Below are 26442 nucleotides of genomic sequence, written 5' to 3'. Positions count from 1 at the left end.
TTGCGCTAAGAGAGGCAAAGCTGTTTGTGATGAGGACTGCGTCATGACGACGATCGCCCCGGCGGCGCGCATGGCCGGCGCCCCGCGGACCTATCCGCCGCGCGCTGCCGTCGTCAGCTGGATCTTCTTCGACTGGGCCGCGCAGCCCTATTTCACCCTCATCACGACCTTCGTGTTCGCGCCCTATTTCGCCACCAGCATCGCGCCAGATCCCGCCACGGGCCAGTCGCTCTGGGGTTTTGCAATGGCCGCCGCAGGCCTGGCGATTGCGTTGTTATCACCCGTGCTCGGCGCCATCGCGGATGCCTCGGGCCGCCGCAAGCCGTGGATCGCCGCGTTCGGTGCGCTGCTGGTCGTGGCCTCCTGCACATTGTGGATAGGCAAGCCTGGCGATCACGCCATCATTCCGCCATTGCTGATCGCGGTCGCGCTGGCCAGCGTCGGCGCGGAATTCGCCACCGTCTTCAACAATGCGATGATGCCGACCCTGGTGCCGCCGGAGCGCATCGGTCGGCTCTCCGGCACCGGCTGGGCCACGGGTTACATCGGCGGCATCGTCAGCCTGATCATCGTGCTCGGCTTCCTCGCCGCCAATCCAGAGACCGGCCGCACGCTGCTCGGCTTCACGCCGCTGTTCGGGCTCGATCCCGCCATGCATGAGGGCGATCGTGCCGCGGGACCGTTGACAGGGCTGTGGTTCATCATCTTCGTGACACCGATGTTTTTGTTCACGCCGGATTATCCGGCGAAGCGACCGGTGCGCGAGGCGCTGCATGAAGGCCTGGCCGATCTGAAGCGATCGCTGAAGGATTTGCCGCAGCAGAAATCGCTCGCGGCGTTTCTGCTGGCCAACATGATCTACACCGACGGCCTGGTGTCGCTGTTCGCGTTCGGCGGCATCTATGCCGCGGGCACCTTCGGCTGGCACACGATCCAGATCGGCACGTTCGGCATCATCCTCGCCATCGCCGGCACCTTTGGCGCCTGGCTCGGTGGCAAGCTCGACGATTCCCTCGGACCGAAGCGTGTCATCGCCGGCAGCATGCTGATCCTGCTGCTCGCGGTCGCAGCGATCCTGCTTGTCGACAAGGACAGCGTGCTGTTTGTTGAAGTCGCGCCGCCACAGCCCGGCGCTGCCATGTTCTCGAGCGCTGCCGAGCGCGCCTATGTCATTCTGGGCTGCCTGATCGGCGCGGCCGGCGGGCCGCTCCAGGCCGCGTCGCGCACGCTCTTGATCCGTCTCGCGCCGAAGGATCGCATCGCACAGTATTTTGGGTTGTTCGCGCTGACCGGAAAGGTGACGTCCTTCATCGGACCGCTGCTGATCGGCGTGATCACGGCCGTGACCGCGAGCCAGAAGGCCGGCATGGCCGTGCTGGTGGTGTTTTTCGTTACGGGGTTCGCACTGCTGATGCGGGTGCGGGAGTAGTTCGCACTGCGCAACTTCACGCCCGTCACTGCGAGGAGCGAAGCGACGAAGCAATCCAGACTTTCCCTGCGGTAAGTTCTGGATTGCTTCGCTGCGCTCGCAATGACGACGTGGATGGGATCGTCGTCGCTCTTGGGGCCGTTACGCCGATCGACCTTAATGCCTGAAATGCCGCGTGCCGGTGAACACCATGGCGATGCCGTGCTCGTCGGCGGCCTTGATCACCTCGTCATCGCGCATCGAACCGCCGGGCTGCACCACGGCGGTGGCGCCGGCCTCGATGCAGGCGAGCATGCCGTCGGCAAACGGGAAGAACGCGTCCGACGCCACGACCGAACCCTTGGTCAGCGGCTCGGCGAGCTTCAGCTCGCTGGCCGCATCCTGCGCCTTGCGAGCGGCGATCCGCGCTGAATCCACGCGGCTCATCTGGCCTGCGCCGATGCCGACGGTGGCGAGATCCTTGGCGTAGATAATGGTGTTCGACTTGACGTGTTTTGCGACCCGGAACGCGAACTTGAGGTCGCGCATTTCCGCATCGGACGGCGCACGCTTGGTCACGACCTTGAAGGTCATGTCGTCGACCACGGCGTTGTCGCGGCTCTGCACGAGCAAACCACCCGCCACGGTCTTTGCGGTGAGACCAGCTGTGCGCGGATCGGGCAGGCTGCCGGCGAGCAACAGACGAAGGTTCTTGCGCGCGCCGATGATGGTGATCGCTTCCTCGCTGGCGTCGGGCGCGATGATCACCTCGGTGAAGATCTTTGTGATCTCGCGCGCGGTATCGGCGTCGAGCGCACGGTTCATCGCGATGATGCCGCCGAAGGCCGAGGTGGAGTCGCAGGCGAGCGCTTTGCGATAGGCGTCGACGAGATTCGAGCCCTCCGCGACGCCGCAGGGATTGGCGTGCTTGACGATGACGCAGGCCGCGGTGCGCTTGGTGTCGAACTCACCGATGCATTCATAGGCCGCATCGGTGTCGTTGATGTTGTTGTAGGAGAGCTCCTTGCCCTGCAGCTGCCGCGCGGTCGAAACGCCCGGGCGCTTGTCGGGCGTCGCATAGAACGCCGCGGTCTGGTGCGGGTTCTCGCCGTAGCGCAGCGACTGGATCAATTTGCCGCCGAAGGCGCGGAAATCGGGCGCGTCGATTTCGAGCTGGCGGTTGAACCAGTTCGAAATCGCGGCGTCATAAGCTGCGGTGCGCGCGTAGGCCTTCGCGGCGAGCCGCCGGCGCAGCGTCAATGTGGTCGCGCCCTTGTTGGCGGCGAGCTCGTCGAGCACGGCCTTGTAGTCGTCGGCTTCGACCACGACGGCGACATCGTCATGGTTCTTCGCGGCGGCGCGGATCATCGCGGGGCCGCCGATGTCGATGTTCTCGATGCAATCCTCGAAGCCTGCGCCTTTGTCGACGGTCGCCTCGAACGGATAGAGATTGACGACGAGCAGATCTATCGGCGCGATGCCGTGCGCCTTCATCGCCTCGGCATGTTCCTTGCTGTCGCGGATCGCGAGCAGGCCGCCATGCACTTTCGGATGCAGCGTCTTGACGCGGCCGTCCATCATCTCGGGGAAGCCGGTGAGGTCGGAGACGTCTTTCACCTTGAGGCCGGCAGCAGCGATCGCTTTCGCGGTGCCGCCGGTCGAGACCAGCTCGACATCATGCGCGGCAAGCGCCTTGGCGAATTCGATCAGGCCGGTTTTGTCGGAGACGGAAAGCAGGGCGCGGGTGACGCGGCGGGGATGGTCAGTCATGAGCAAGATCCTCTGTCTTAAGGAGTGTCTATGCCCAGGCGCGCGGCGGATATGTCTCGCGCTTCCCGATGGTGCTCCATCCAAGGTCGCCAGTCGCGCGAACGACCGCTCGATAGCAGTTTTCGACGCCCATCACAACGATCAGATAGGGCCAAATAGCGGCTCTTTACAGCGGAAGTTCCGGTTCGCGCCAGGCGTTGCGGCGGGCATTGGTGACCGCGGGCGAGACGGTGGAGCGGACAAAGCTCCAGCGGATCGAGGGCGCCTGGCGGGCATCCTGGCGGATCACGATCTGCGCGGTCCGGCGGGGGCCGTCATTGCCGGCCAGGAACACGCTGTCTTCGAGATCGACCTTGTCGTCGAGAGCTTCGAAGGTCCAGACGTCCCGGTTCGGCAGCACCAGCATGACGCCGCGTGCATCCGACAGCCGGCTTGCCTTCACCGAGGGATGCAGATGGAAGCGCAGCGCGAAATCGGCGTCGGCGCCCTTGAGGCGCGCGCCCTGCGGCGGCGACAGCGTGTCCTCGCCATCGATCCGCGCGCCGTCATTGGCGACCATCAGCACGCGGCGATGGATCACGCCGAACTTGGCGAGATAGCCGTCATGCGAGGTCGTCAGCAGCGTGCCGTCCTGGACGATTTCGCGATGGCTCTCCACCTCATGGGGGCCGCTGATGATCGGCGCGCCATGCAGCAGCCGCTTCATCGCCGACATCTCGACGAACTGGCAGGACGACGTCTCGTGATAGGTCAGCGTCGAATGCGCTGCCGTGCCGCGCGCAAACGGCCGCCAATTGTCGCGGCCCGTGGTCGGCATGCCGCAATTGGTCACGATGCGGCTAATGCCGGAGGACAGTTCGAACGACAGGCAGCCGGCATGTGCGTCATGGCTGACGCCGGGCGGCGGCGGCGGCCCGGTGTCGATGATCAGGGTGGTCGGGCCGGCATCGAGGCGCTGGAAGCCGGTGTGCGGCATGTTCGCCATAGGGGCGCCATGGGCGTCGTCATAGGCGAGCAGGGTCGCGAGCAGATCCGACGGCGTCGCGCTCATGCCGTTGAACAGCGCGAAATTGCCGTCTCCGTGCCGGAAGAAGCGCAGCATCGGCATCATGCGGTCGATCGCATTGAGCAGCGCCGGCGGCGGCGCGATGTTGCGCGCGGCAAAGGTCTGCCGCAGCGGCAACAGGTCGATCAGGAGCTCGATCAGCGCGCCCGGATTGCGCGAGATGTGCCCGCCGTCGGGGAGAATCTGCCGCTGCAATTCGTCGGAGAGCTTTTTCGATGCGCTGCGGATATGACCGGCCCGGTTGGCGAGGCAGAGCGTCGTGTAGCACAGCGCGATCTGCACCTGGAGCTTCGGCACCCCGTCAGGAATGTTGACCATGGTGTAGCGCAGGAAGCGGATCTCGCGTGCCAGCGCGCGCAAGTAACGGCGGTAGAATTTGTTGTCGGTGTCGTTGAGCACCAGCGGCGCCTGCGACAATAGCGAGATCACGCGCCGCGCCAGCACGTCGGCGCGGCGGGCGACGGGCCGGCGCTTGTTGGCGCGGTTACTGATCCAGTCCTCGACCAATGCGCGCGCATTCGCCCGGGTCAGTGCGGTATCAGCAGCGCGCAGATGTCGCAGCCAGCCGAAGCCGAGCAGCGCGACCTCCCAGTCCTCCGAGGGCGGATCGAGATCGAAGATCGAGCGGCCGTGGCAGTTGACGATCTTGCCGGCAAAGACAAAGCGCCCGGCATAGATCTCGGCGGCGCGCGTCGCATCCGCCGTGCGCAGATCATGCGGCGCGATGATCAGCCGATCGGTACGGCCGGGCCATACCCGCGACAGCGCGACGGAACCGCCGCTCGCGCGCGCGAGCATGTTCCGCGCGAAGCGGTTCATCACCAGCGTCGAGATACGTCTGCGTTGAGCGACCGACACGCCTTGCCTTGGTGGGGAGAGGGATTCCGACGAATCCTTATTAATCCCAAAATCGGGCTTCTGACACCACCTTGAAAGGCCCCGAATCAGTCCAGCGGTAGCAAAATCCGGTGCAAAATCAGGATTTAACGAGCCGAGCCGCGAAAAATCCGTCGAGGCCGCCGAGCTTCGGGTCGGCGTGCGGCAGGTGGCTCGGCAGGGTCCGGAGATCGCCCTCAGCCGTGATGATCTCGCTGAGCCCGAAGACCTCGCTGGCCTCGATGGGCACGCGGCGAAGCGCGGGCTCTGCGGCCAGCAGCGTGGCGATGGCCTGCTCGCCTTCTTCGGGTTCCAGCGAACAGGTGCAATAGACCAGCGTCCCGCCGGGCTTGAGCAGCGAGACGGATTTGCGCAGCAGCCGCTGCTGCAGAACGGTCATCGCGGCGATGTCGGATTCCTGCCGGAGCCAGGACACGTCGGGATGGCGGCGGATCGTCCCGGTCGAGGTGCAGGGCGCGTCGATCAGGATTCCATTGAAACCATCCGCGGGCCCCGCCCAGTCCACGGCGTCAGCGACGACAGTCTCGGCCTGCAGCGACAGCCGGTTCAGATTTTCACGCAGGCGCGCCACCCGGGCGGGTGAGCGGTCGAGTGCCGTGACGCGCGCGCCGGCCTGCGCCAGTTGCGCGGTCTTGCCCCCGGGCGCGGCACAGAGATCGGCGATGGATTTGCCGGAGATATCGCCGAACAGCCGGACCGGCAGCGCGGCGGCGGCGTCCTGCACCCACCATTGTCCTTCGGTGAAGCCGGGCAGCATCGTCACCGCGCCGTGCAGGACGGTTCGCACCGATCCGGTCGGCAGCACTTCGCCATGCAGCCGGCTCGCCCACTGCTCGGCATCCGACTTCACGGTCAGATCCAGCGAAGGTTCGTGGCCGAGTGCCAGCGCCATGTCCCGTGCAGTCGCCTCGCCGTAATGCGCGCTCCAGCGCGCCAGCAGCCACGGCGGCAGATCCAGCGATTGCGTCGCGACCTCCTCGACCAGCGCCTGGCCCTCGCGCGCGCAGCGGCGCAGCACGGCGTTGACGAGACCGGCATAGCGCGCGGCGCGCCGGTCGGATTGCACCAGGCGAACGGAGAGATCGACAGCGGCGTGATCGGGCACGTCCATCCAGAGGATCTGGGCGGCGCCGATCAGGAGCGCGCTTTGCGCGCGCGGTGCGTCGGAGGGAATGCCCTTGTCGAGCAGGCGCGACAGCACATGGCCGAGCGTGCCGAGGCGGCGCAGGATGGTCGCGACCAGACGCCGCATCAGCGCACGGTCGCGGTCGGCGAGTGATTTCAGTCCGGGATGGGCGCCGGAGCCGTCGAGCTGATCGTCGAGCGTGCGATGCTTGTGCAAGACGCCGTCGACGATGTCGGCAGCGATCCGCCGCGCCGCGAGACCTGGCACTTCAGATGGAGGAGCAAAACGTTGAGATGGCATGCGGAAGCAAGGTTCTGAGCGAGCGGCAGTTCCGCCGATATGGGCGCATGCCTTGAGAAAGGCCAGCTGTGACATGCGAATATGCCAAATATAAGAATGGCCTCTGGCGATTTCAGCCCGTCGCGGCCATTTCAGCAATGCGTTATTGGACGTCGCGCATGTCGCGACCCTGCGCTAGGACAGCCGACGATGAGTGACCAGCATCCCGTTCGCAAGCCCCTGCCGCCGGCCGCCCAGCGCGCGCTGGCCGAAGCCGAGGCACGCCGGCAGGCCGCCGCGGCCACTGCCGAGACGGCACCGAAGGAATTGCAGGGGCCGAAGGGACCTGAGCCCACGCGCTACGGCGATTGGGAGCGCAAGGGCATCGCCTCGGATTTCTAGGGTTCTCTTGCCGGCTTGGCCGACTCAGCCCTAGCGTGCGCGGATGTCGCGCTTCGACCCCAGCCATCCGTATCGGCCGTCGTACAATGGCTCGCCTTTCGGCCGCCGTTTCTCCGGACTGCTGCCGTGGATGTTCGTGGTCGGTGTGGTGGTGGCGGTCGTGCTGGCCTTCAGGCACGGGATGAACTGGCCGATCCCTCATGCGACGGACGGTCAATCGCGCGACGCCGAGATCATCCTTCAGCAGTCAACCAATTCGGAAGCCCATCAATCGGTCGACGTCATCCGCACCATCGACGGCGATACCTTTCTCGCCCGCGTGCATCAGCGCGACGGACGCGATCTCGTCGCGCGCGTTCGGCTGCGCGGCATCGATGCGCCCGAGATGAAGGCGTCTTGTCAGGACGAACTGGACAAGGCCGAAGCCGCCACGGGTGCGTTACGCGCGGTGCTCGGCCAGGGCGGCGTCACCATCTACAATCTCGGCTCGGAGAAATACGGGCGCGTTCTCGCCGATGTCGCGACCAAACGGACCGCCAACGTTTCGGCGGCGATGCTCGCGAGCGGCTACGCGCGCAGCTACAATGGCGGCCATCGCGACGGCTGGTGCGCACGGGGTTGGCGCTTCTGGTGACAAAAAAGCCGCGTCGAATGACGCGGCTTTTGCAGACTTGTCCGGATTTCGTCGATCAGCGCGCCACGACCACTGTCGTGCCGACGGAGACGCGGCTGTAGAGATCGGTGATGTCGTCGTTGAGCATGCGGATGCAGCCATAGGAGACGAAGCCGCCGACCGAGCCCGGCACGTTGGTGCCGTGGATGGCATATTCACCGCCGGCCAGTGTCATCGCCGCAACGCCCATCGGGTTGCGCGGCGAACCGCCCGGGATGACGTCGGGAAGCTGCGGCTTGTCGCGCTTCACCTCGGCGGGCGGCGACCAGGCCGGATTGCGGTACTTGCCGTCGATGCGGGTGGTGCCGGCCCACTGCTTGCCGGACTTGCCGACGCCGACCGGGTAGCGCACAGCGTGACCATCATCGAGAATGAGATAGAGCCGGCGCTCGCTGGTTTTGACTACGATGGTGCCCGGCGAATAGTCGGCGACGTGCGTCCCCACCATTTCCGGCCGCGCCTGCGCCGCCGTCGACATCAGCAACGCGGCCCCGATGGTGGCTGCCAACGCCAGTGCAATCTTCATCGACATCGATGCTTCCCCTTGCCCAAAAACGGATCGTCCAAAAATTCACGCAGAACCCGGCAATCGCGGGCTTGCCAGACATTCTTAACCGCGCCTGTTAACCGGATGGTTTCCACGCGCGGCCGCCGAGGGCTAGCCAGCAGGGGAAACAAAGGAAATGTTCGAAACAAAGTAAATGACTTGAAAACAACACTCGGCGGGAAAGACGCGCGCGTGCCGCGCTGCGCCCTGACAAGTGCGTGAGGCTGTGAACGGGGGTTGTTTTGGGGGGCATAGCGAAACGCGGTGCCGTTTCCGGGACGCGACGCAGCACGCAAGTGCTGTGACGCAGAGCCGGGATCCATTTTCCCTACGTGGATGGATGGCCCCGGACACAGCGCACCGCGAAGTGCGCGCTGCGCTGTGTCCGGGGCACGAGGCCTCGGCTCAGGCCGACTTCTTGTTCTGCCGGTTCTTGACGAGATCATCGACTACGGCGGGATCCGCCAAGGTCGAGGTATCACCGAGGCTGCCCGGCTCGTCCTCGGCGATCTTGCGCAGGATGCGGCGCATGATCTTGCCCGAGCGGGTCTTGGGCAGGCCAGGCGAGAACTGGATCTGGTCCGGCGCAGCGATCGGGCCAATTTCCTTACGCACCCAGGCGACGAGTTCCTTGCGCAGTTCGTCGCTCGGCTCGACGCCGGCCATCAGCGTCACATAAGCATAGATGCCCTGGCCCTTGATGTCGTGCGGGTAACCGACCACGGCGGCCTCCGACACCTTCTCATGTGCAACGAGAGCGCTCTCGACTTCCGCGGTGCCCATCCGGTGGCCGGAGACGTTGATGACGTCGTCGACGCGGCCGGTGATCCAGTAATAGCCGTCGGCGTCGCGACGACAGCCGTCGCCGGTGAAATACTTGCCCTTGTAGGTCGAGAAATAGGTCTGCTCGAAACGGGCGTGATCGCCATAGACGGTGCGCATCTGGCCCGGCCATGAACGGGTCAGGCAGAGATTGCCTGATGTCTCGCCGTCCAGCACCTTGCCGTCGGCGTCGACGATCTCGGGCACCACGCCGAAGAACGGCTGCGTCGCCGAGCCCGGCTTGAGTTTTGTCGCGCCCGGCAGCGGCGTGATCAAAATGCCGCCGGTCTCGGTCTGCCACCAGGTGTCGACGATCGGACAGCGGTCGTCGCCGACGACGCGATGATACCATTCCCAGGCTTCCGGATTGATGGGCTCGCCGACCGAGCCGAGCAGGCGAAGCGAGGCGCGCGAGGCCTTCTTCACGGGCTCGTCGCCGGACTGCATCAGCGCACGGATCGCGGTCGGCGCGGTGTAGAAGATGTTGACCTTGTGCTTGTCGATGACGTTCCAGAAGCGCGAATTATCCGGGTAATTCGGCACACCCTCGAACATCAGCGTGGTCGCGCCATTGGCGAGCGGCCCGTACAGAATATAGCTGTGGCCCGTGACCCAGCCGACGTCGGCGGTGCACCAGTAGATGTCGCCGTCGTGATAGTCGAAGACGTATTGATGCGTCATCGCGGCGAACACGAGATAGCCGGCGGAGGTGTGCAGCACGCCCTTGGGCTGACCGGTCGAGCCCGATGTGTAGAGGATGAACAGCGGGTCCTCGGCGTGCATGTGCTCGGCCCGGCATTCGGTCGTCACCATCGCCGCCGCCTCGTGATACCAGAGGTCGCGCGTCGGGTTCATGTCGATCTTGCCGCCGGTGCGCTTGACCACGACGACCCAGTCGACGCCGTCGGCCTTGGCGAGCGCCGCGTCGACATTGGCCTTCAGCGGCACCTTCTTGCCGCCGCGCAGACCTTCGTCCGCGGTGATGATGATCTTGGACTGGCAGTCGTTGATGCGCTGGGCGAGTGAGTCCGGCGAGAAGCCCGCGAACACCACGGAGTGAACGGCGCCGATGCGCGCGCAGGCCAGCATCGCATAGGCCGCTTCCGGAATCATCGGCAGATAGATGGTGACGCGGTCGCCTTTCTTGACGTTGCGGGTGCGCAGGATGTTGGCCATCCGGCAGACCTCGTCGTGGAGCTCCTTGTAGGTGATGCGCTTGGACTGCGAGGGATCGTCGCCTTCCCAGATGATCGCGATCTGGTCGGCGCGCTTGTGCAGGTGACGATCGATGCAGTTATGGGCGACGTTGAGGATTCCATCCTCGAACCATTTGATCGAGATGTTGCCGGGCGCGAACGAGACGTTCTCGATCTTCGTCGGCGCGTGCATCCAGTCGATCCGCTTGGCCTGCTCGGCCCAGAAGGCGTTCGGGTCCGCGATCGAGCGGGCGTACATGTCCTTGTACTTGGTCTGATCGACCCAGGCGCGCTTGGCCCATTCCGCGGGGACGTCGTAAATCTTCTCGGACATGTTTCCCTCCACATGCGGCAAGCCAACGCTGGCGACGCGCAAGCCGACTTGATCGTTGAACCGATTATGCGTCGGGCTAACCGGGCCCGACAAGGAGCACAAGCTGGACCTTCGGTGAGCGGCCGGCCATGCGAAGAATCAAGCTGCGTGGGCCGGCAATCGCAAACCTGAAGCAGGCCGAGCCGAGGTTTTCGGCTCTTTACCCAGATCCCGGGAATAGCCCCTGCAGAGCGCCCATGCGTCGCAGGCGGTATTTAGGAACCGCTTTTCACTGATTCGGGACTCGCAATGAGGTTCGGAACACCCTAAGTGGCTAACCCGGGTCCCAACAGACCGTTCAGGAGACCCTTGGAACAAAAATCAGAACAGCGGCATTGACCGGTAACAGACAGGGCTAAGGCTTAAGACTATGATGGATCAGCAGAATCTCGGGACGATACGGCCCGCTTCAGCCGATCCTGCTGGCATTGCGCTGGCCAAAGCCCTCGGACAATGGTCGAAGCCGGCCGGTTCCACCCGTCCTAGCCCGAAAAAGAGCTTCGACGCGGCTACCCCGACCTCGGTCGAGGCGATCGCCAAGGAGCTGGGCCTGCGGCTCGGCGACCAGAACGAGCTGAAGATCCGGCGCATCAAGCGCGGCAAGGGCTATTCCTTCGTCCGCCCCAACGGCGCCCATATCCGCGATGCCCGCACCATCCGCCGGCTCCACGCCATGGCGGTGCCGCCTGCCTACCGCGAAGTCCGCTACTCGGCCGATCCGAGTTCGCATCTCCAGGCGGTGGGCCGCGATGCCGCGGGCCGGCTGCAATATCGCTATCACGCCGACTGGGAGAAGGTCCGCGAGCACCGCAAGGCGCATCGCCTGGAAAAGCTCGTCGGCGCGCTGCCCAAAATCCGGCGGAAGGTCTCGGCGTTCCTGTCGGGCGAGGAGCCGACGCGCGAATTCGCGCTGTCGGCGGTGATTGAGTTGATCGCGCGCACCGCGATCCGTCCCGGCAACGAATCCTATGCCCGCCTCAACGGCACCCGCGGCGCGACCACGCTGCTGAAGTCGAACGTCACGCTTGAGGACGATTGCTTCGTGCTGACCTTCAAGGCGAAGGGCGGCAAGGCCGTGCGCAAGGAGTGCGACGCGGCCAAGCTGGTGCGCGCCATCGGCATCCTCAACGGCGTCCCCGGCAAGCGTATGTTCCAGTATCGTGATGCCTACGGCATCGTGCGCGCGGTCAGCACGACGCAGGTGAACGCGTTCCTGCGCGAGATCGCCGGCATCAAGATTTCGCTGAAGGATTTTCGCACGCTGATGGCCTCCGCCGTCGTCGTCGAATCGCTGTCGCGGATCACGCCGGCGACCAGCCAGCGCGGCCGCAAGAAGCAGGTGCTGGACGCGATCCGCGCCGCAGCCGACAAGCTCTCCAACACGCCGGCGATCTGCCGCAAAAGCTATGTCCATGACACCATCGTCACCGCCTTCGAGGACGGCATTTTGGAGCGCTTTGCGGCGACCATGAAAGGGCAGCGCTCGCAAGCGAGGCGCGAGCAGCTTTTGCAGCAGGTGGTGGCAACCGCAGCGGTTTAACGACACGTCGTGCTGCCGTAGGGTGGGCAAAGGCGCAGAGCGCCGTGCCCACCATCGCTCAGTGATTACGAAGGAAGAAGACGTGGGCACGCTTCGCTTTGCCCACCCTACGAGAGCTGCTACATCTTATCTGAGACGCCCTTGTCGGGACCGGGATCGCGGCCCGCGGCTGCGGCTGTGAGCCGTCCCAGGTAATGCGCCCACCCTCTCGCGTGCGCAGTTACCTGTTCCTCGGTCGGCAGCCCGCTATGTGTCATGCGCAGCAACGTGCCGCCGTCGCGTTCGATCAGGTCGATTTCGATCAGGCTCGAGCCGGGTGGCACTTCCTGGCCGCCGTCCCAGCCGAACGTGTAGGCCAGACGATGCACCGGAACGACCTCGCGGAACGCGCCGCGGGCGACGCCGCCGCGCGGGCCGACGCCCTTGAGCAGATAGAGCCCACCGGGATGCGGCTCGGTGGTCGCATCCGTGCCCATCCAGCTCAGGATTTTCTCAGGGTCAGTCAAATAGGCGAAGACGGTGGCGCGCGGGGCTGCGATCTGCGTCTCGCGTCGCAATACGAACGGCTCGGTCATCGGCGATCATCCCTGGGCTGATCTTGGCACATGGCGGCGCCAAAGCGGCCCGTCAAGGATTGCCCGTGACAAAGACGGTGCTCCTTCGCCATCATCGGATCATGCAACTCTCTCCGACGCTCGCCTGGCTTGTCGATGACGCCTTAGACAGTCCCGGCGCCGACCGCCTGCTTGCGGAACTCGGCGCGCACCTGCTCGCCGATGGTGTGCCGCTTGCGGCAGGTAGCCTGACGCTTGAGGTGCCACACCCGCTGATCGCGAAGCGGACTTGGCTGTGGCGTGCCGAAAACGGCACGGTGGTCGAGGCGCTTGGTTTTGTGCCGGGCGGCCTCGCGCCCGATCCGCCAACCGATGCCGGGCGCCGCTGGTTGCGCGACATCGCGGGCGGCGAGGCGCACGAAGACGTTGTCGGGCGTGATGGGCCGCTGCTCGGCTGGATCGGGACGCGTCCGTTCACATCCGGCGAAATTGACCAACTGCGTCAAGCCGCGCGCTTTGCCGCGACACCCCTCGCCGCGCTCGCGGCGCGCGCGACGTTGCGGGCGACGCTGGAGGCATATCTCGGCAAGCGCAGCGCCGAGCGGGTGCTGGCGGCGCCGTTACGGCGCGACCTCGGCGAGACCATCCAGGCTGCGCTGCTCTATGCCGATCTGCGCGGCTTCACGACGTTGTCGGAAACCAGTTCGCCGGCCGATGTCATCGCCGCGCTCGACGCCTGGTTCGATCGCATTGCCGGCGCCGTTCACGCCTTCGGCGGCGAGGTGCTGAAATTTATCGGTGACGGCGTGCTGGCGATTTTTCCGGTGGTCGAGGCGTCACCGCGCCGCGCCTGTGATGCTGCTCTCCGCGCCGCAGGCGCGGCCGAAGCCGGGATGGCCTATCTCAACGCGGAGCGCGGCGCGCAGGGGTTGCCACCACTCGCGTTCGGTGCCGCCCTTCATCTCGGCGCGATGCTCTGGGGCAATATCGGTGCCGCCAATCGGTTGGACTTCACGGCGATCGGTCCCGCTGTGAATCTTGCCAGCCGACTTGAAGGCTTGTGCAAGCCGCTCGGCAGGACCGTGCTGGTCTCGGGCGCGTTCGCCGCCGAGACGGACATGGCGCTCGTCGCGCTCGGACTGCACAAGCTGCGTGGCATCGCCCCGCCATGCGAGGTCCTCGCACTGCCGGAGACGTAGGCTTGGATATCGTAGCCCGGATGGAACGCAGCGTCCGGGGTCGTTCCACACGGCGACTTTCCCGGATTGCGCTTCGCTCCATCCGGGCTACGGCAGCTCCTTACATCCCGCCCATCTTGCAAACCAGCTTCCACTCCTCGGCCGTGACCGGCTGGACCGATAGGCGTGAATATTTCACCAATGCCATATCGGCGAGTTTTTTCTCGACCTTGATCGCCGCCATCGTCACTGGTGTCTTCAACGGCTTGTCAGCTTTGATGTCGACGCAGACGAATTTCTCGGTCTTGTCGGTCGGGTCGGGATAGGCTTCCTTGATGACCTCCGCGATGCCGACGATCTCCTTGCCCTCGTTGGAATGATAGAAGAACGCCTTGTCGCCCTTCTTCATGTTCACGAGATTGATGCGTGCCGTGTAATTGCGCACGCCGGTCCAGGCCTCGCCCTTGGCGCCCTTCGCGACCTGCTGGTCCCAGGACCACACCGAGGGTTCGGATTTCACCAGCCAGTACGCCATGTTCATTCCTCTGCCTTGAAGGGCCGCGTCAATAGCCCGGAGATCGCGGCGTCGATCGTGCTTCTGCCGCTCAGGATCGATGCGACCGCTTCTGATACCGGCATCTCGATGTTTTGCGAAGCGGCGAGCTCGATCAGCACCGGTGCGGTGAACTCGCCTTCCGCCAGCTTGCCGGCGGGCGTCTGTTCGCCGCGGCCGAGCGCAAGCCCAAGCGCAAAGTTGCGCGACTGCGGGCTCGAGCAGGTCAGGATCAAATCGCCGAGGCCGGACAAGCCCGTCAGCGTCTCCTGGCGTGCGCCAAGCACGCGGCCGAGGCGCGTTAATTCGGCAAAGGCGCGCGTGGTGAGCGCGGCCTGAGCGGAAGCACCGAGCTTGCGCCCAACCGCAATCCCGACTGCGATCGCAAGCACGTTCTTGGCCGCGCCACCGATCTCGACGCCGCGGACATCTGTCGTGTGATAGGGCCGGAAGGTCGCCGAGCCCAGCGCCTGCACAAGGGCGCTCGCCAGGGCTTCGTCTTTCGCCGCCAGCGTCACCGCCGTCGGCAGGCCGCGCGCGACGTCGTCGGCAAAGCTCGGGCCCGACAGGATCGCGGGCTGCCCTCGGGGCGCGGCTTCCGCAATCACGTCGGTCATGAATTTGTGGGTGCCGTGCTCGATGCCCTTGGCGCAGGCGATGACCGGTACGGGTTTTGTGACGTGCGAGGCCAGCATGTTGATCGCGCCGCGCAGATGCTGCGCCGGCGTTGCAATCAGCAGCATGTCGGCACGCGCAGCGAGCGGGAGCTCACTCGTCACCACGATCTCCGGCGCGATCCGCACACCGGGCAGCCGTGGATTGTCGCGGGTCGATGCGATGCGCGTCGCATGCTCTGCATTGCGCGCCCACAGCGTCACGTTCCGTCCGGCGCGCGCGGCCATCGTTGCCAGCGCCGTGCCCCAGGCGCCCGCTCCGATCACCGCGACGGACTGGAATGCGGCCATGGCTAGTATCCCGCCCGTGTCTTGCCGTAACCCGCCGGCGCAGTGGCGTTGGCGTCGAGCAGCCAGCGCGCGCGCGGCGGTGCCTCCATCGTATCGGTGATGCCGAGCGCAAGGCGCTCGGCGCCCGCCCAGGCGATCATCGCGCCGTTGTCGGTGCAGAGCGCCGGCGGCGGCATGATCAGTTGGGTCTGCGCGTCCCTGGCCACGTCAAACAGTGCGCCACGGATCGCCTGATTGGCGGCGACACCGCCGGCCGCGACCAGCGCGTGCGGCGGGCCGAATTGTTCGCGGAAAAGTCTGAGACCAACGCTCAGCCGGTCGGCTGTCGAGCCCAGCACCGCGGCCTGAAAACCCGCGCAGAGATCGTTGATGTCCTGCGGCGTGATCTCAGCCAACCGGCTCGCTTCGGTGCGGACGGCCGTCTTCAATCCGGAGAGGGAGAAGTTGGCATCGGGACGTCCCTGCATCGGCCGCGGGAAGGCGAAGCGCGTCGCATCGCCGTTCGCCGCCGCGCGTTCGACCTGCGGTCCGCCCGGATAGGGCAGGCCCAGCATCTTCGCGACTTTGTCGAAGGCCTCGCCGATCGCGTCGTCGACGGTGGTGCCGAGCCGCACATAGTGGCCGACGCCGGTGACCGCAACGATCTGGGTGTGGCCGCCGGAGGCGAGGAACAGGCAATAAGGAAATTCGATGCCGTCGGTCAGGCGCGGCGTCAGCGCATGCGCCTCGAGATGATTGACCGCGACCAGCGGCGTGTCATGCACCATCGCGATCGCCTTCGCGGTCGTGAGCCCGACGATGACGCCGCCGATCAGCCCCGGGCCCGCGGCTGCTGCGACACCGTCGAGCTGAGCAAAGCTGATGCCGGCCTCGGTCATGGCGCGGTCGATGATGCCGTCGAGCAGGTCGACATGAGCGCGCGCGGCGATCTCCGGCACGACGCCGCCGAAGCGGGCATGTTCTTCGACTTGCGACCGCACGATATTCGACAAGATCCTGCCGCTCCCGTCAGGCGCGCGCTCGATCACGGCCGCCGCGGTCTCGTCGCAGGTGGTCTCGATGCCCAGTACCAGCATTGGCGAATTGTTATCCAATTTGCGCCCTTGCGCTCATCCGTAAAGCAGAGTTCTGGTACGTCCGGTAGCATTCCGGGGTCTGCTTGCGCAATCGTCACGCGTCGCCATCCCTCGCGAATGCGTCGCCGCCACGTGGTCCGGGAACACAAGCGATGTCTATTCTTGTCACACGGCCGCATCCCGACAATGTGGCGACGGCGGACAATTTGCGTGCGCGGGGTCATGTGGTGCTGCTCGCGCCGGTCCTCAAGTTCGAACCGGTCGTTTTTCATGACGCGAGCGAGGCGGATTACAGCGCCATCATTGTCACATCGGCCAATGCGATCCGCGCCGCGCCGCAATTGCGGGACCTTGGTCTGCTGGAGCTGCCGTTGTTCGCGGTCGGCGAGCACACGGCAGCCGTGGCGCGCGATGTCGGCTTCACGGATGTGATCGTTGCCGGTGGTGATGCCGCGGCCCTGCGCGACAAGGTGATGCAGAGCGCGCGAGCCAAGGTGCTGAAGAAAAAGAGCACGCTGCTTTATCTCGCGGGCGCGGATCTGTCGCGGGATCTCGGCGGCGAGCTCGGTGCGGAAGGGTTCAGTGTGGTCACGCAGACGACTTATCGTATGGCTCCGGTCAAGATCTTCCCGCGCGATGTCTGCGAAGGCTTTGCCGCCCATGGCATCGAGGCGGTGCTGCACTACTCCCGGCGCAGCGCGCGGGCCTTCCTGGATGCGGCCCGGGACGAAGGCGTCGAAATCTCTGCGCTGGCGATCCCGCAATGCTGCCTGTCCGAGACGGTCGCAAGCGTGCTGCGCGATGCCGGGGCTTCGCAGGTCCTGGTGGCCGCGACCTCGGACGAAAATGCCCTGTTTGACGCCTTGGAGCGTGCTTTGCGGACCCGTTTGGCGTAAGAGGACGGGCCGAATCCGACGCAATCGGGCTCGTCTCTGGTATGAAAGTGTGAGGAACCGTCACGATGGCCGACGACAAGCCTGAAGACGCAGGATTGGCCCCCGAACCCGGCCGCGCCAAGCGCACCCCGCCCACCATCGACCTCGAGGCGACCGAAGTCTCCACCCAGCCGCAGGATGTGGCGGGTGAGCCGGAGCCGCAGCCATCGGCCGAGCAGGTAGAATCCGAGCAGGCCGATGCCGAAGACGCCAAGGTCGAGACGGCCAAGGCAGAGACAGCCGAGGCCGAGCCGGAGCATGGCGAGGCGCAAGCCGCTGTTGCATCGGGCGCCATTTCTCCCTGGATCATCGCGCCATTTTCCGGCGCGGCTGCAGCCGCGGTGGTGATCGCGGTCGGCTGGGCGCTGGGCTGGCCCGCGGTGCAGGCGCCGCCGGCCACGCCGCAAGTGACGAGTGCCACGGTCGATGCGCTGAGCGGACGTGTTGCTGCAGTCGAAGCCAAAGCGGGCAAGCCCGCCGCCGATCCGGCCATCGCCGCACGGCTCGATGCGCTGGAAAAATCCGTCGGAACCCTGCGCGGCGACATCGCCAATTTGCGCGCGCAATCCGACAAGACCGCGAGCGCATTGAACGATGCGAAATCCGCGCCGCGCGATGCGGCGGCCTCGTCCGGCCTCGCCGCCCTCGATGACCGCATCTCCCAGCTCGAGCGCGCCAGCACCACCGCACGCGCCGAGCTCGCGCAGCAGGGCGAAAAGATCGCCGCCGATGCCAAGGTGATGGATGACAAGCCATTGCGCTATGTGGTCGCCGCTACCCTGCTCGACGTTGCCGTTCGCCATAACGACTCTTATGAAGCGCAGCTCACGGCGGCGCGATCGCTTGCAGCCAAGCCCGAGGTGCTGAAACCGCTCGACACGTTCGCTGCCGCCGGCATCCCGACGCCGGTCGCGCTGAGCCGCGAGCTCCTCAACATCGTGCCGAAGCTGTCACCGCCACCGGAGGCGCCGAGCAGCAGCGCCGGCATCGTCGAGCGCCTTGAGGCGGGAGCATCAAAGCTCGTCCGCATCGAGCGCACCGACGGCGTCGGCAATGACCGTGGCGCCATCGTCGCGCGGGTCACGGCTTCGGCGCTGCGCAACGATTTCGTCGAGGCGCGCCGCGAGCTGAAGACGCTGCCCGAGGCCGATCGCGTGCCGGCACAAGCCTGGCTCGACAAGGTCGACGCGCGCGATGCCGCGCTCGCGGCTTCCCGCAAATTCGCCGACGACGCTCTGGCTGGTCTCGCCAAGTCTGGTCAATAAGCCTGCTCAATAAGATTCGCGCAACAATCCGCGCGTATAGGAATAGCCATGCTTCGCATTGTTCTCTTCCTCGTTCTGATTGCGCTCGCAGGCGCCGGCGCAGCCTGGGTTGCCGATCAGCCCGGCAATGTCGTGCTGACCTGGGGCGGTTTCCGGGCCTCACCGAGCATTCCGGTGTTCGTGCTCTGCCTCGGCATCTTCGCAGTCATGATCGTGTTGCTCTGGAGCATCGTGACGATGATCTGGCGCACGCCGGGGCGCATGCGTCGCCGCCGGCATGAAAAGCGCCACGCCCGCGGCCGCCACGCCATCACCCACGGCCTGCTCGCGATCGGCCATGGCGACACTGCGCTGGCCCGTCGTCACGCAGACGCGGCGCGGCGGCATGCGCCCGATGATCCGCTCGCGCTGCTGTTGCACGCGCAATCGGCCCAGCTCGACGGCAATCGCGACGAGGCGCAGCGCGCCTTTCGGGCCATGGCCGAGCGCGAGGATACGCGGCTGCTCGGCCTGCGCGGCCTGTTCATCGAGGCGCAGCGTGCCGACGATGCGGTCGGTGCCGTGATGATCGCGGAGGAAGCCATCAAGTTGTCGCCGTCCTCGACCTGGGCCTCGCATGCGGTGCTCGGCTTCCGCTGCGCACGCCGCGACTGGAGCGGCGCGCTCGCGATCCTGGATTCGAATCTGTCCGCGGGTCTGATCGACAAGCAAGCCTATCGCCGGCAGCGCGGCGTGCTGCTGACGGCGCGCGCACTGGAACTGGAGACCATGGACCGCGACGTCGCGCGCGAGGGCGTGATGGAAGCCGTCAAGCTCGCGCCGACCCTGGTGCCGGCGGCGGTGCTTGCCGCGAAATTCGAGAGCGAGGCGCATCAGGTGCGCCGCGCCATGAAGCTGGTCGAAGCCGCCTGGCTCGCCAATCCGCATCCCGATCTTGCCGATGCCTATGCGCATGTGAAACTCGGCGATGCCGCGCGGCAGCGCCTGCAGCGGGTCGAGACGCTCGCGGCGAAAACGCCGGCTGACCAGGCCGGCCACGTCGAGGGGCAGCTTGCGATCGCGCGCGCCGCGATCGATGCCTCCGAGTTCGCCCGTGCGCGCGAGGTGCTGTCGCCTTACGTCAACGATCCGACCCAGCGCGTGGCGCTGTTGATGGCCGAGCTCGAGCGCAGCGAGCACGGCGACGGCGGCCGCGCCCGCGCCTGGACCTTGCGTGCGGTACGCGCCCGTCACGACCCGGCCTGGACCGCAGACGGCTATGTCAGCGACCGCTGGCGCCCGGTCTCCGCGGTCACCGGCCGGCTCGACGCCTTCCAGTGGCAAACGCCGGTGGCGAGCCTGCCCTCGGACAAGGGCACGACGATCGAGTCCTCGGCCTTCGAGGAAGCCATGCTCGCCGCCCCGCCGCCGAAGCGGGTCACGGTGGCCAGCGAGGCGCCGGCGGAACCGGCCGTGATCGCGCCGGTCCCGACCCCAGACCCCGTTCCGGCCGCGCAGGACAACGCGCCCCCGGCGGCCAAGGAAGAACCGGTGGAGACGCCCGCCGCGCCGATCAAGCCGGCCCTTGAGGCCGCCGAATCATCGCCGGTGGCGGCAACCCCGGTGTTCCGGACCCGTGCCGATCTCGGCAAGCCTGCACAGGCACCGATCCAGGCCGTCATCCCGATCGTCCGCGCGCCGGATGATCCCGGCATCGATGACGACGGCCCGAGCGATGAATTTACGGAACAAATCGGTACACCCAAGGTCCAGGCCGGTGGTTGGCGTGGTTTCTGGTCCCGCTGGGGCGCGTGAGGCCGATTTCGCCTCCCGCTTGTTCTTGCCAATTCGGGCCATGCCCGATATCAGGAACGCGTATCGGGACCGGCATTGACTGGTCCCGGCAAGGTTCGCCGCAATAGCTCAGTTGGTAGAGCACGTCATTCGTAATGACGGGGTCGGGGGTTCGAATCCCTCTTGCGGCACCAGCGCCCCCAATCATCCGATCGTCACAAGCGCTTCGACTGACGGCATCCGCTTGGCCTGAGCGCGTGCAGGCTCACGCTCGTAGAGTGACGCAAGTCACATCATCCCCGGCGCGGCTCCCGTAGTGGTCCGGTCACGCAAACACGGGGAGATTTCTCATGCGCAAGATCATTCTGGTTGCCGCGATGGTTCTGGTCTCTGCCTCTGCCGAGGCAGGCGGCTCACGCAGCCTCTCGCTGGCCACGGCCAATGGCCAGGCCCCGGCGGCACAAGCGGCCGCGGCGTCGACCGCAGCGACTCAGGTGAGCGAAGTCGCGCCAGTGTCCGACGCTCCGAAATACGTTGATCGTCCGTCTGCGGTTGCGACCACTGCGCCACCGGCGTCCACCACCGCCACGACGACTTCTGCGGCTGCCTCGAAGTCCACTGCGAAAGCCGACAAGTCCAGGCACAAGCGCCGCTGGCCCGAAGGCCGCATCGTCAGCGAGCTGCATCGTCACGGCATTTACTGGTAAGCGGCTGCATGCAGCTTCCAAAACGGAAATGGCCGGGCTGAGCCCGGCCATTTTTGCTTGTCGAAACTTGCCGCGCCTAGCGCTGCGAAACCGTCTGCACCACGCTCGAGACCGGGCGCGCGTTCGTTGCACCGGCCGCAGGCGCTTTCAGCTCCTTGAGCACCGCTTCGTCATATTCGGGCAGCGAGTTGAACGTCGTCTTCGCCTTGATCTGCACGACCTTGTAGCCACCGGCCTTGAGGCGCGCGAGCAGCGTCGGCAGCGCTTCGCCGGTGCGCTTCTGGAAGTCGTGCATCAGGATGATGCCCTTGCCGAGCTTGTCGAGCTTGGTCATCACGTTGCTGATGATCTTGTCCGGCGTGCTCTCCTTGCGGAAATCGAAGGAATCCAGGTCGGTCGAGAAAATTCCGACGTTGCGGCTGCCGAGATAGCTCACGAGCGCGGGATTCTGCTGAAGCTGCGGGAAGCGGAAGAACGGCGACGGATTGGTGCCGAGCGCCCATTTCACCGCACTGAAACCCTTCTCGATCTCGTCCTTGGCCTGCTGCTCCGTCATCTTCTTGCCGTTGAGATTGAGGTGCGACCAGGTGTGTGTGCCCACCGTGTGGCCCTGGGCCAGAACCTGGCGCAGGATCTCCGGATGCCAGGTGGCGTGCTTGCCGACCGAGAAGAACAGGCCCTTGGTGCATTCATCGGCCAATGCCTTCAGCACGGCCGGCGTGTTGTGCGGCCAGGGACTGTCGTCGAAGGTCAGCACGACCTCCTTGTCGGCGAGGAAATCAAACTGCTTGAATTGCTCGAAGCCGAAGCCCGGCCCGCCGGTCGTGTCGATCTCGACCACGCGCGAGACGCCCAGTGCATTCGGATTGGTGCAGGTCGACGTCTGCTGGACCGGTGCCACGGCCGGTACGGGCGCAGGCGCGGCGGCAGGAGCGGCGGGCTTGCCCGCGAGGGCCGCGGTGGTCTCGACGTCATCCTCGGCGGCAAGCTTGGCCGGTGCCGGCAGCGGATCGGCGGCACGGGCGGCTATTGTCTTGGGGGCGCCTTGCTCGGCGCGCGAAGAATAAAAGTACCAACCTCCGGCGATCACGACCGCCGCAAGGACACTGGCCAGCATCAGGCCCAACGCATTACGCATCGCTATTCTTTCCAAATACGCAACCAAACCAGCGGAATTTCCCGCGCGCCCGGCCATTAATGCGAAGGAACAGTTAACGTGACACCAACACGACGGCGGTTGCGGAGGAATTTCAGGCCGGTGCGCCAAAGTGACCGCGATCACAGAGGGTGGGCCGCTCGTGACAGTGATCACAGTGGAAAGGATTTTCGGGGAGCATGGTCATTCCCATCAACAACGGGCCCGCTTGCCGCGGTGCCAATGGGAGCTTCAAATGACCGCCTCTCTGAACACCAGGTCCTTGACTGCCAAGATCCGCGACACCAGCGTGGCGCTGGGGTTTGCCGCCATCGTCTCGATCATCTCGACGACCTCGAGCTTCGCGTTCTCGGCCGAAGCGCAGCAGATGTGCACCGGCGACGCCTTCCGCCTGTGCTCGTCGGAAATCCCCAACATCCCGAAGATCACCGCGTGCATGATGAAGCATCGTTCGGATCTGACCGCCGGCTGCCGCGCGGTGATGGACAAGGACCTCGCCAAGGGCGCGTCACGCAAGGTCGCTGACGCCCAGGACGGTCAGTAAGAGCGGGCAACGATAACGATCGTTGCGTCGGTTAGCTCCCCTCGCGATGTGCCCCGGCCTCAAGCCGGGGCCACGCGGCGGCCCCATCAGCCTGCAAAGTCGGCCTGCGAATAAAGCCGTTGCGGCTAAGGGATCGTGGCACTAGCTTCGCCCGCCCATGTTCCGGGTACGAGGCATTACGCGATGACCAGATTTCTTTTCATTGTTTCTTTGGTCCTGTGCGCATCTGGCGCGTCAGCGCAGCAGCAGCAGCCCGGCCACGACGCCTGCGCGCGCGACGTCACGCGTCATTGCCGCGCCGTGATGAACAATGGCGATGGCGCCGTGCTCGCCTGCCTGAAAGAGCACCGCGCTCGCCTCAGCAAGGCCTGCGACAAGGTCCTGACGGACCACGGGCAGTAAGACCTACGTGCTGCTTCCTGCCGCGGTCGCGACCACCGGCAGGACCTCGCCTGTCGCGCGGTCCGGCGTCTCTTCTTTCCAGCGCACCGAGCCGAACGGCCGTTCCAGCATGCGGCGGACGCGCACCGGCTCGATACCGATATGGAGATCGTTCGCGCGCTGATACAGCGCGCGTTCGGATTGGGTCGCGCGGTTGCGCTGACGTAGATAATCGAGCCAGGTCGGACAGTGGTAACGTTCAGTCCACAATTCCGGATCGAGGATGTCGCGCGCGATCGACCAGCCATAGGCGCCGTTGCGCTGCCGCGACAGCTGCACGTCCTGCATGATGTTATGGAAGGTGCGCGCGTTTTCCTGGCTCACACGATATTCGATCTCGACCACCAGCGGGCCGCTGCGCGCCGTGAGCGACAGCTTGACCTCCGGATCGGCCAGCACCGCGGCGTCCTCGTTGCGGGCGCCGACGCGCGGCATCGCAAGCCAGATGCCGAGCACCGGCGAGATCAGCATCAGCCCGGCGGCCGTTAGGAGCGCGACTTCGACGCCGGCATAATCGGTGAGATGGCCCCAGCCCCAGGCGCCGATCGCAATACCGCCGGAGATCGAGGCCTGGAACGCCGCGAGCGATCGTCCGGCGACCCAGCGCGGCGCCGAGAGCTGCACCCCGATATTGAACAGGGCGACGGAGGCCATCCAGACTGCGCCGGCCAGTACCAATGCGGCGGCTGTCAGCACCGGCTCGCTCGAGAGCGCAAGGGTCGCCATCGCGAATGCCATCGAGATGGTGCAGGCGCGGATCGCCGCTTCGCCGCTCATGCGCTTGCGCAGCTCGTGGATGTTGAGCGCGCCAACCACGGCGCCCATGCCGAACGCACCCAGCATGATGCCGTAGGTTTGCGCGCCGCCATGCAGCAGGTCGCGTGCGACCAGCGGCATCAGCGCCATGATCGCGCCGCCGATCAGGCCCATCACCAGCGTGCGCAGCAGCACGATCTTGATCGGGGGCGAATTGGTGATGTAGCGGAAGCCCGAGACCATGGCGCGATTGAGCTTCTCGCGCGGCAGGCGCGAGGGTTCGTTGGTACGACGCCACAGCAGCAGCACCACGAGCAGAGGCAGATAGAGGATCGCATTGCAGGCAAACGCCGCCACCGCGCCGAGCGAGGCGACGATGACACCTCCGACCGCGGGACCGAAGCTGCGCGCGATGTTGTAGCTGATGCCGTTCAGCGCCACCGCCGATGGCAGCGCGTCCGGCGGCACCTGCTCGCTGACCGAAGATTGCCAGGCCGGTCCGAACAGCGCATTGCCGCTGCCGACGACGAAGCAGAAGGCGAGCAACGATTCCGGGGCGATGAGCTTGAGCCCGGCCAGGATCGTGAGGGCGGACGCGCCGATCAGCGCGATCATGAGTGCGACCAGTGTCACGATGCGGCGGTCATACATGTCGGCGATGGCGCCGGCCGGCATCGAGATCAACATGATCGGCAGCATAAGTGCGGTCTGCACCAGCGCCACCTTGTCGGCGGAGGCGGCCATCTGGGTCATCGCCCAGGCCGCGCCCACGCCCTGGATCAGGAGGCCGAGATTGGAGAGCAGGCTCGCGAGCCAGATGCGCCGGAATACGGTATACTGCAGGGGTGCCGTAATGCCGTCGGTGGAACGTCTCTGGCAGTCGGTCTGCTCGGTCATATCCTCTTCCAAGTCGTCTGGCAGAATTGGCTTCAATGATTCCGGCATCTTCAGTGATGCCTGCGAAAGTCCTTCGCTGTCCAGTGGTTAGGCCGCTATAAGCGGTGCAAAGACATGGTTTTACCGGGGAGGAGCAGATGAAGCTGTCACGACGTACGATCCTGCAAGGTGCGGGCAGCCTGGCTTTCGCGGTTGCGAGCTTCCGCAACGATGCGCTGGCGCAAGCGCCGTCCGCCGCCAAGAGTCCGGACAACAACTCCGAGGTGCCGCCGATCTTGTTCGTCCATGGCAACGGCGACTACGACGCGCTCTGGATGACGACGCTGTGGCGGATGGAATCCAACGGCATCGCGCGTGACCGCATGATGGCGATCAATTTCACCAATCCCACCGCGCGCTCCGACGATACTGTCGAACAGGCCAACCGCTCCTCGACCGAGGATCAGCGCCGCGAGATCGCCGCCGCCATCGCCGAGTTGAAGCGCCGCACCGGAGCGGCGCGCGTGGCGCTGGTGGGCAACTCGCGCGGCGGCAATTCCATCCGCAACGTCATCAAGAACGGCGGCGCCGGCGATGTCAGCCACGCCGTCCTGTGCGGCACGCCCAATCACGGCGTGTTTGCGCTCGATGATCTGCTCGGCAGCGAGTTCAACGGACGCGGCGCCTTCCTGCGCGGCCTGAACGACGGCGACAGCGAGGTGACGCCGGGCACAGCCTTCTTGACGCTGCGCAGCGACGGCATGGACAAGTATGCGCAACCTGACGGCCGCTTCATGGGCAAGCCTGGCATGCCGACCAATGTCACTGCCGAGGGGCCGGAGCTGAAGGGCGCGACCAATCTCGTGCTCGGCACGATCGACCATCGCGAGACGGCGTATCACCCGCGCGCTTTCCGTGAGATCTACAAGTTCATCGCCGGCCGCGAGCCTGCGCGCATCGCGATCACACCGGAGCAGACCGTCCGCCTCAGCGGCCTGGTCACGGGCGCGGTGGACGGCGTGGCGACCAACCGCCCGGTGGCCGGTGCTGTCGTGGAGATCAATTACGTCGACCGCGAGAGCGGGGAGCGCAGGGGCGATGTGGTGCACCGCGCGACGACGGGCGCCGACGGCCGCTGGGGGCCGGCCACGGTCGATCCGACCTCGCCGCTCGAAATCGTCCTGACTTCGCCGGGCGCCCCGACGACGCATTTTTACCGCTCGCCCTTCCCGCGCTCCTCCGACGTCGTGCATTTGCGCGCCGCGCGCCCGTTCATTCCCGCGGACAAGGATGCCGGTGCGGTGGTGATCATGTCGCGCCCGCGCGGCTATTTCGGCCTGCCGCGCGACACCGTCCTGTTCGACGGAAAGGAGCCTGCCGACGTCCATCCGGGGGTGCCCACGGATGCGGCAGCAACCTTGCGCCTCCCGGCCAGCGAGGTCGGGCGCAACATCGTGGCCCAGTTCAATGAAGAACGAATTGTGGCACGCGCCTGGCCTGCCTCCGAGAACAGGATTGCGGTTGCCGAGCTGACTTATTAGCTAATTGCCTGCGCAAGCCTTTA

At 65.8% G+C, this 26442-nt stretch carries 23 protein-coding genes, 1 tRNA gene and 1 riboswitch; of the genes, 13 read left to right on the top strand and 11 right to left on the bottom strand.

The genetic code is table 11. From position 1 onward, the window contains the following. The first annotated feature begins 43 nt into the window (after positions 1–43). Entirely contained in the window at positions 44–1429 is a 1386-nt protein-coding gene (locus tag ABIA96_RS21950; RefSeq protein ID WP_354139132.1) for an MFS transporter, read from the top strand. Between the two features lie 156 nt (positions 1430–1585). Here the strand turns inward: ABIA96_RS21950 and purH are convergent, their stop codons facing one another. The 3 genes from purH to ABIA96_RS21935 form a co-directional block, all read right to left on the bottom strand. Next, the gene (purH, locus tag ABIA96_RS21945; protein ID WP_354139131.1) at positions 1586–3178 is read right to left on the bottom strand and encodes a bifunctional phosphoribosylaminoimidazolecarboxamide formyltransferase/IMP cyclohydrolase; all 1593 of its coding nucleotides are present in this window, start codon (positions 3176–3178) and stop codon (positions 1586–1588) included. Between the two features lie 25 nt (positions 3179–3203). Then, positions 3204–3285: riboswitch (ZMP/ZTP riboswitch) on the bottom strand. Positions 3286–3344: 59 nt separating this feature from the next. Beyond that, a complete protein-coding gene (locus ABIA96_RS21940) occupies positions 3345–5063 on the bottom strand; it encodes a heparinase II/III family protein (protein WP_354139296.1) in 1719 nt (572 codons plus the stop codon). Between the two features lie 157 nt (positions 5064–5220). Next, the gene (locus tag ABIA96_RS21935) at positions 5221–6567 is read right to left on the bottom strand and encodes an RsmB/NOP family class I SAM-dependent RNA methyltransferase (RefSeq protein ID WP_354139130.1); all 1347 of its coding nucleotides are present in this window, start codon (positions 6565–6567) and stop codon (positions 5221–5223) included. Positions 6568–6756: 189 nt separating this feature from the next. Here ABIA96_RS21935 and ABIA96_RS21930 point away from each other — a divergent pair, with 189 nt between their 5' ends. Then, positions 6757–6948 carry a DUF1674 domain-containing protein gene (locus ABIA96_RS21930; protein ID WP_354139129.1) on the top strand — a complete coding sequence of 64 codons (192 nt, stop codon included), beginning with the start codon at positions 6757–6759 and terminating at the stop codon, positions 6946–6948. A 43-nt stretch (positions 6949–6991) separates the two neighbouring features. Beyond that, entirely contained in the window at positions 6992–7582 is a 591-nt protein-coding gene (locus tag ABIA96_RS21925; RefSeq protein WP_354139128.1) for a thermonuclease family protein, read from the top strand. Between the two features lie 55 nt (positions 7583–7637). On the opposite strand, the gene ABIA96_RS21920 is transcribed toward ABIA96_RS21925, so the two are convergent. Together ABIA96_RS21920 and acs are read right to left on the bottom strand one after the other, a co-directional pair. Then, entirely contained in the window at positions 7638–8153 is a 516-nt protein-coding gene (locus ABIA96_RS21920; protein WP_354139127.1) for a L,D-transpeptidase, read from the bottom strand. 420 nt (positions 8154–8573) lie between these two features. Beyond that, the gene (gene acs, locus ABIA96_RS21915; RefSeq protein WP_354139126.1) at positions 8574–10520 is read right to left on the bottom strand and encodes an acetate--CoA ligase; all 1947 of its coding nucleotides are present in this window, start codon (positions 10518–10520) and stop codon (positions 8574–8576) included. Between the two features lie 409 nt (positions 10521–10929). Between acs and ABIA96_RS21910 the strand changes: the two genes are divergently transcribed. Next, positions 10930–12099 (top strand): DNA topoisomerase IB, encoded by a 1170-nt coding sequence (locus ABIA96_RS21910; RefSeq protein WP_354139125.1) that lies wholly within the window; start codon positions 10930–10932, stop codon positions 12097–12099. Between the two features lie 119 nt (positions 12100–12218). Here the strand turns inward: ABIA96_RS21910 and ABIA96_RS21905 are convergent, their stop codons facing one another. Continuing rightward, complete coding sequence (locus tag ABIA96_RS21905; protein ID WP_354139124.1) at positions 12219–12674, bottom strand: SRPBCC family protein; 456 nt, start codon at positions 12672–12674, stop codon at positions 12219–12221. Between the two features lie 101 nt (positions 12675–12775). Between ABIA96_RS21905 and ABIA96_RS21900 the strand changes: the two genes are divergently transcribed. After that, complete coding sequence (locus tag ABIA96_RS21900; protein WP_354139295.1) at positions 12776–13852, top strand: adenylate/guanylate cyclase domain-containing protein; 1077 nt, start codon at positions 12776–12778, stop codon at positions 13850–13852. A 100-nt stretch (positions 13853–13952) separates the two neighbouring features. On the opposite strand, the gene ABIA96_RS21895 is transcribed toward ABIA96_RS21900, so the two are convergent. From ABIA96_RS21895 to tsaD, 3 genes are read right to left on the bottom strand one after another with little or no spacing between them, the layout of a single operon-like run. Next, positions 13953–14366: an EVE domain-containing protein gene (locus ABIA96_RS21895; protein WP_354139123.1), complete on the bottom strand. Its 414-nt coding sequence runs from the start codon at positions 14364–14366 to the stop codon at positions 13953–13955. A 2-nt stretch (positions 14367–14368) separates the two neighbouring features. After that, on the bottom strand, positions 14369–15349 hold the full coding sequence (locus ABIA96_RS21890) for an NAD(P)H-dependent glycerol-3-phosphate dehydrogenase (RefSeq protein ID WP_354139122.1): 981 nt from the start codon (positions 15347–15349) through the stop codon (positions 14369–14371). 2 nt (positions 15350–15351) lie between these two features. Next, positions 15352–16425 (bottom strand): tRNA (adenosine(37)-N6)-threonylcarbamoyltransferase complex transferase subunit TsaD, encoded by a 1074-nt coding sequence (gene tsaD, locus ABIA96_RS21885; RefSeq protein ID WP_354139121.1) that lies wholly within the window; start codon positions 16423–16425, stop codon positions 15352–15354. A gap of 152 nt (positions 16426–16577) precedes the next feature. Between tsaD and ABIA96_RS21880 the strand changes: the two genes are divergently transcribed. From ABIA96_RS21880 to ABIA96_RS21860, 5 genes are all read left to right on the top strand, one after another. Beyond that, a complete protein-coding gene (locus ABIA96_RS21880; RefSeq protein ID WP_354139120.1) occupies positions 16578–17321 on the top strand; it encodes a uroporphyrinogen-III synthase in 744 nt (247 codons plus the stop codon). Between the two features lie 65 nt (positions 17322–17386). After that, positions 17387–18625: a COG4223 family protein gene (locus tag ABIA96_RS21875; RefSeq protein ID WP_354139119.1), complete on the top strand. Its 1239-nt coding sequence runs from the start codon at positions 17387–17389 to the stop codon at positions 18623–18625. 48 nt (positions 18626–18673) lie between these two features. Continuing rightward, positions 18674–20419, top strand: a complete 1746-nt coding sequence (locus tag ABIA96_RS21870) for a heme biosynthesis protein HemY (RefSeq protein ID WP_354139118.1) — start codon at positions 18674–18676, stop codon at positions 20417–20419. A gap of 97 nt (positions 20420–20516) precedes the next feature. Beyond that, a tRNA-Thr gene (locus tag ABIA96_RS21865) sits at positions 20517–20592 on the top strand. A gap of 156 nt (positions 20593–20748) precedes the next feature. After that, positions 20749–21105, top strand: coding sequence for a hypothetical protein (locus ABIA96_RS21860; protein ID WP_354139117.1), 357 nt, complete (start codon positions 20749–20751; stop codon positions 21103–21105). A gap of 76 nt (positions 21106–21181) precedes the next feature. On the opposite strand, the gene ABIA96_RS21855 is transcribed toward ABIA96_RS21860, so the two are convergent. Next, positions 21182–22243 (bottom strand): polysaccharide deacetylase family protein, encoded by a 1062-nt coding sequence (locus ABIA96_RS21855; RefSeq protein ID WP_354139116.1) that lies wholly within the window; start codon positions 22241–22243, stop codon positions 21182–21184. A 253-nt stretch (positions 22244–22496) separates the two neighbouring features. Here ABIA96_RS21855 and ABIA96_RS21850 point away from each other — a divergent pair, with 253 nt between their 5' ends. Both ABIA96_RS21850 and ABIA96_RS21845 read left to right on the top strand, forming a co-directional pair. Then, positions 22497–22805 carry a hypothetical protein gene (locus tag ABIA96_RS21850; RefSeq protein ID WP_354139115.1) on the top strand — a complete coding sequence of 103 codons (309 nt, stop codon included), beginning with the start codon at positions 22497–22499 and terminating at the stop codon, positions 22803–22805. A 183-nt stretch (positions 22806–22988) separates the two neighbouring features. Then, a complete protein-coding gene (locus ABIA96_RS21845; protein WP_354139114.1) occupies positions 22989–23207 on the top strand; it encodes a cysteine rich repeat-containing protein in 219 nt (72 codons plus the stop codon). 3 nt (positions 23208–23210) lie between these two features. On the opposite strand, the gene ABIA96_RS21840 is transcribed toward ABIA96_RS21845, so the two are convergent. Beyond that, positions 23211–24899, bottom strand: a complete 1689-nt coding sequence (locus ABIA96_RS21840; protein WP_354139113.1) for an MFS transporter — start codon at positions 24897–24899, stop codon at positions 23211–23213. 137 nt (positions 24900–25036) lie between these two features. Between ABIA96_RS21840 and ABIA96_RS21835 the strand changes: the two genes are divergently transcribed. Then, complete coding sequence (locus ABIA96_RS21835; RefSeq protein WP_354139112.1) at positions 25037–26419, top strand: hydrolase; 1383 nt, start codon at positions 25037–25039, stop codon at positions 26417–26419. Positions 26420–26442: the final 23 nt, after the last annotated feature.

Source organism: Bradyrhizobium sp. LB11.1 (assembly GCF_040549385.1).
GTDB lineage: Bacteria > Pseudomonadota > Alphaproteobacteria > Rhizobiales > Xanthobacteraceae > Bradyrhizobium.
Note: the sequence above shows the minus strand (reverse complement) of the source record. Positions and strands in the feature narration are given on the sequence as shown.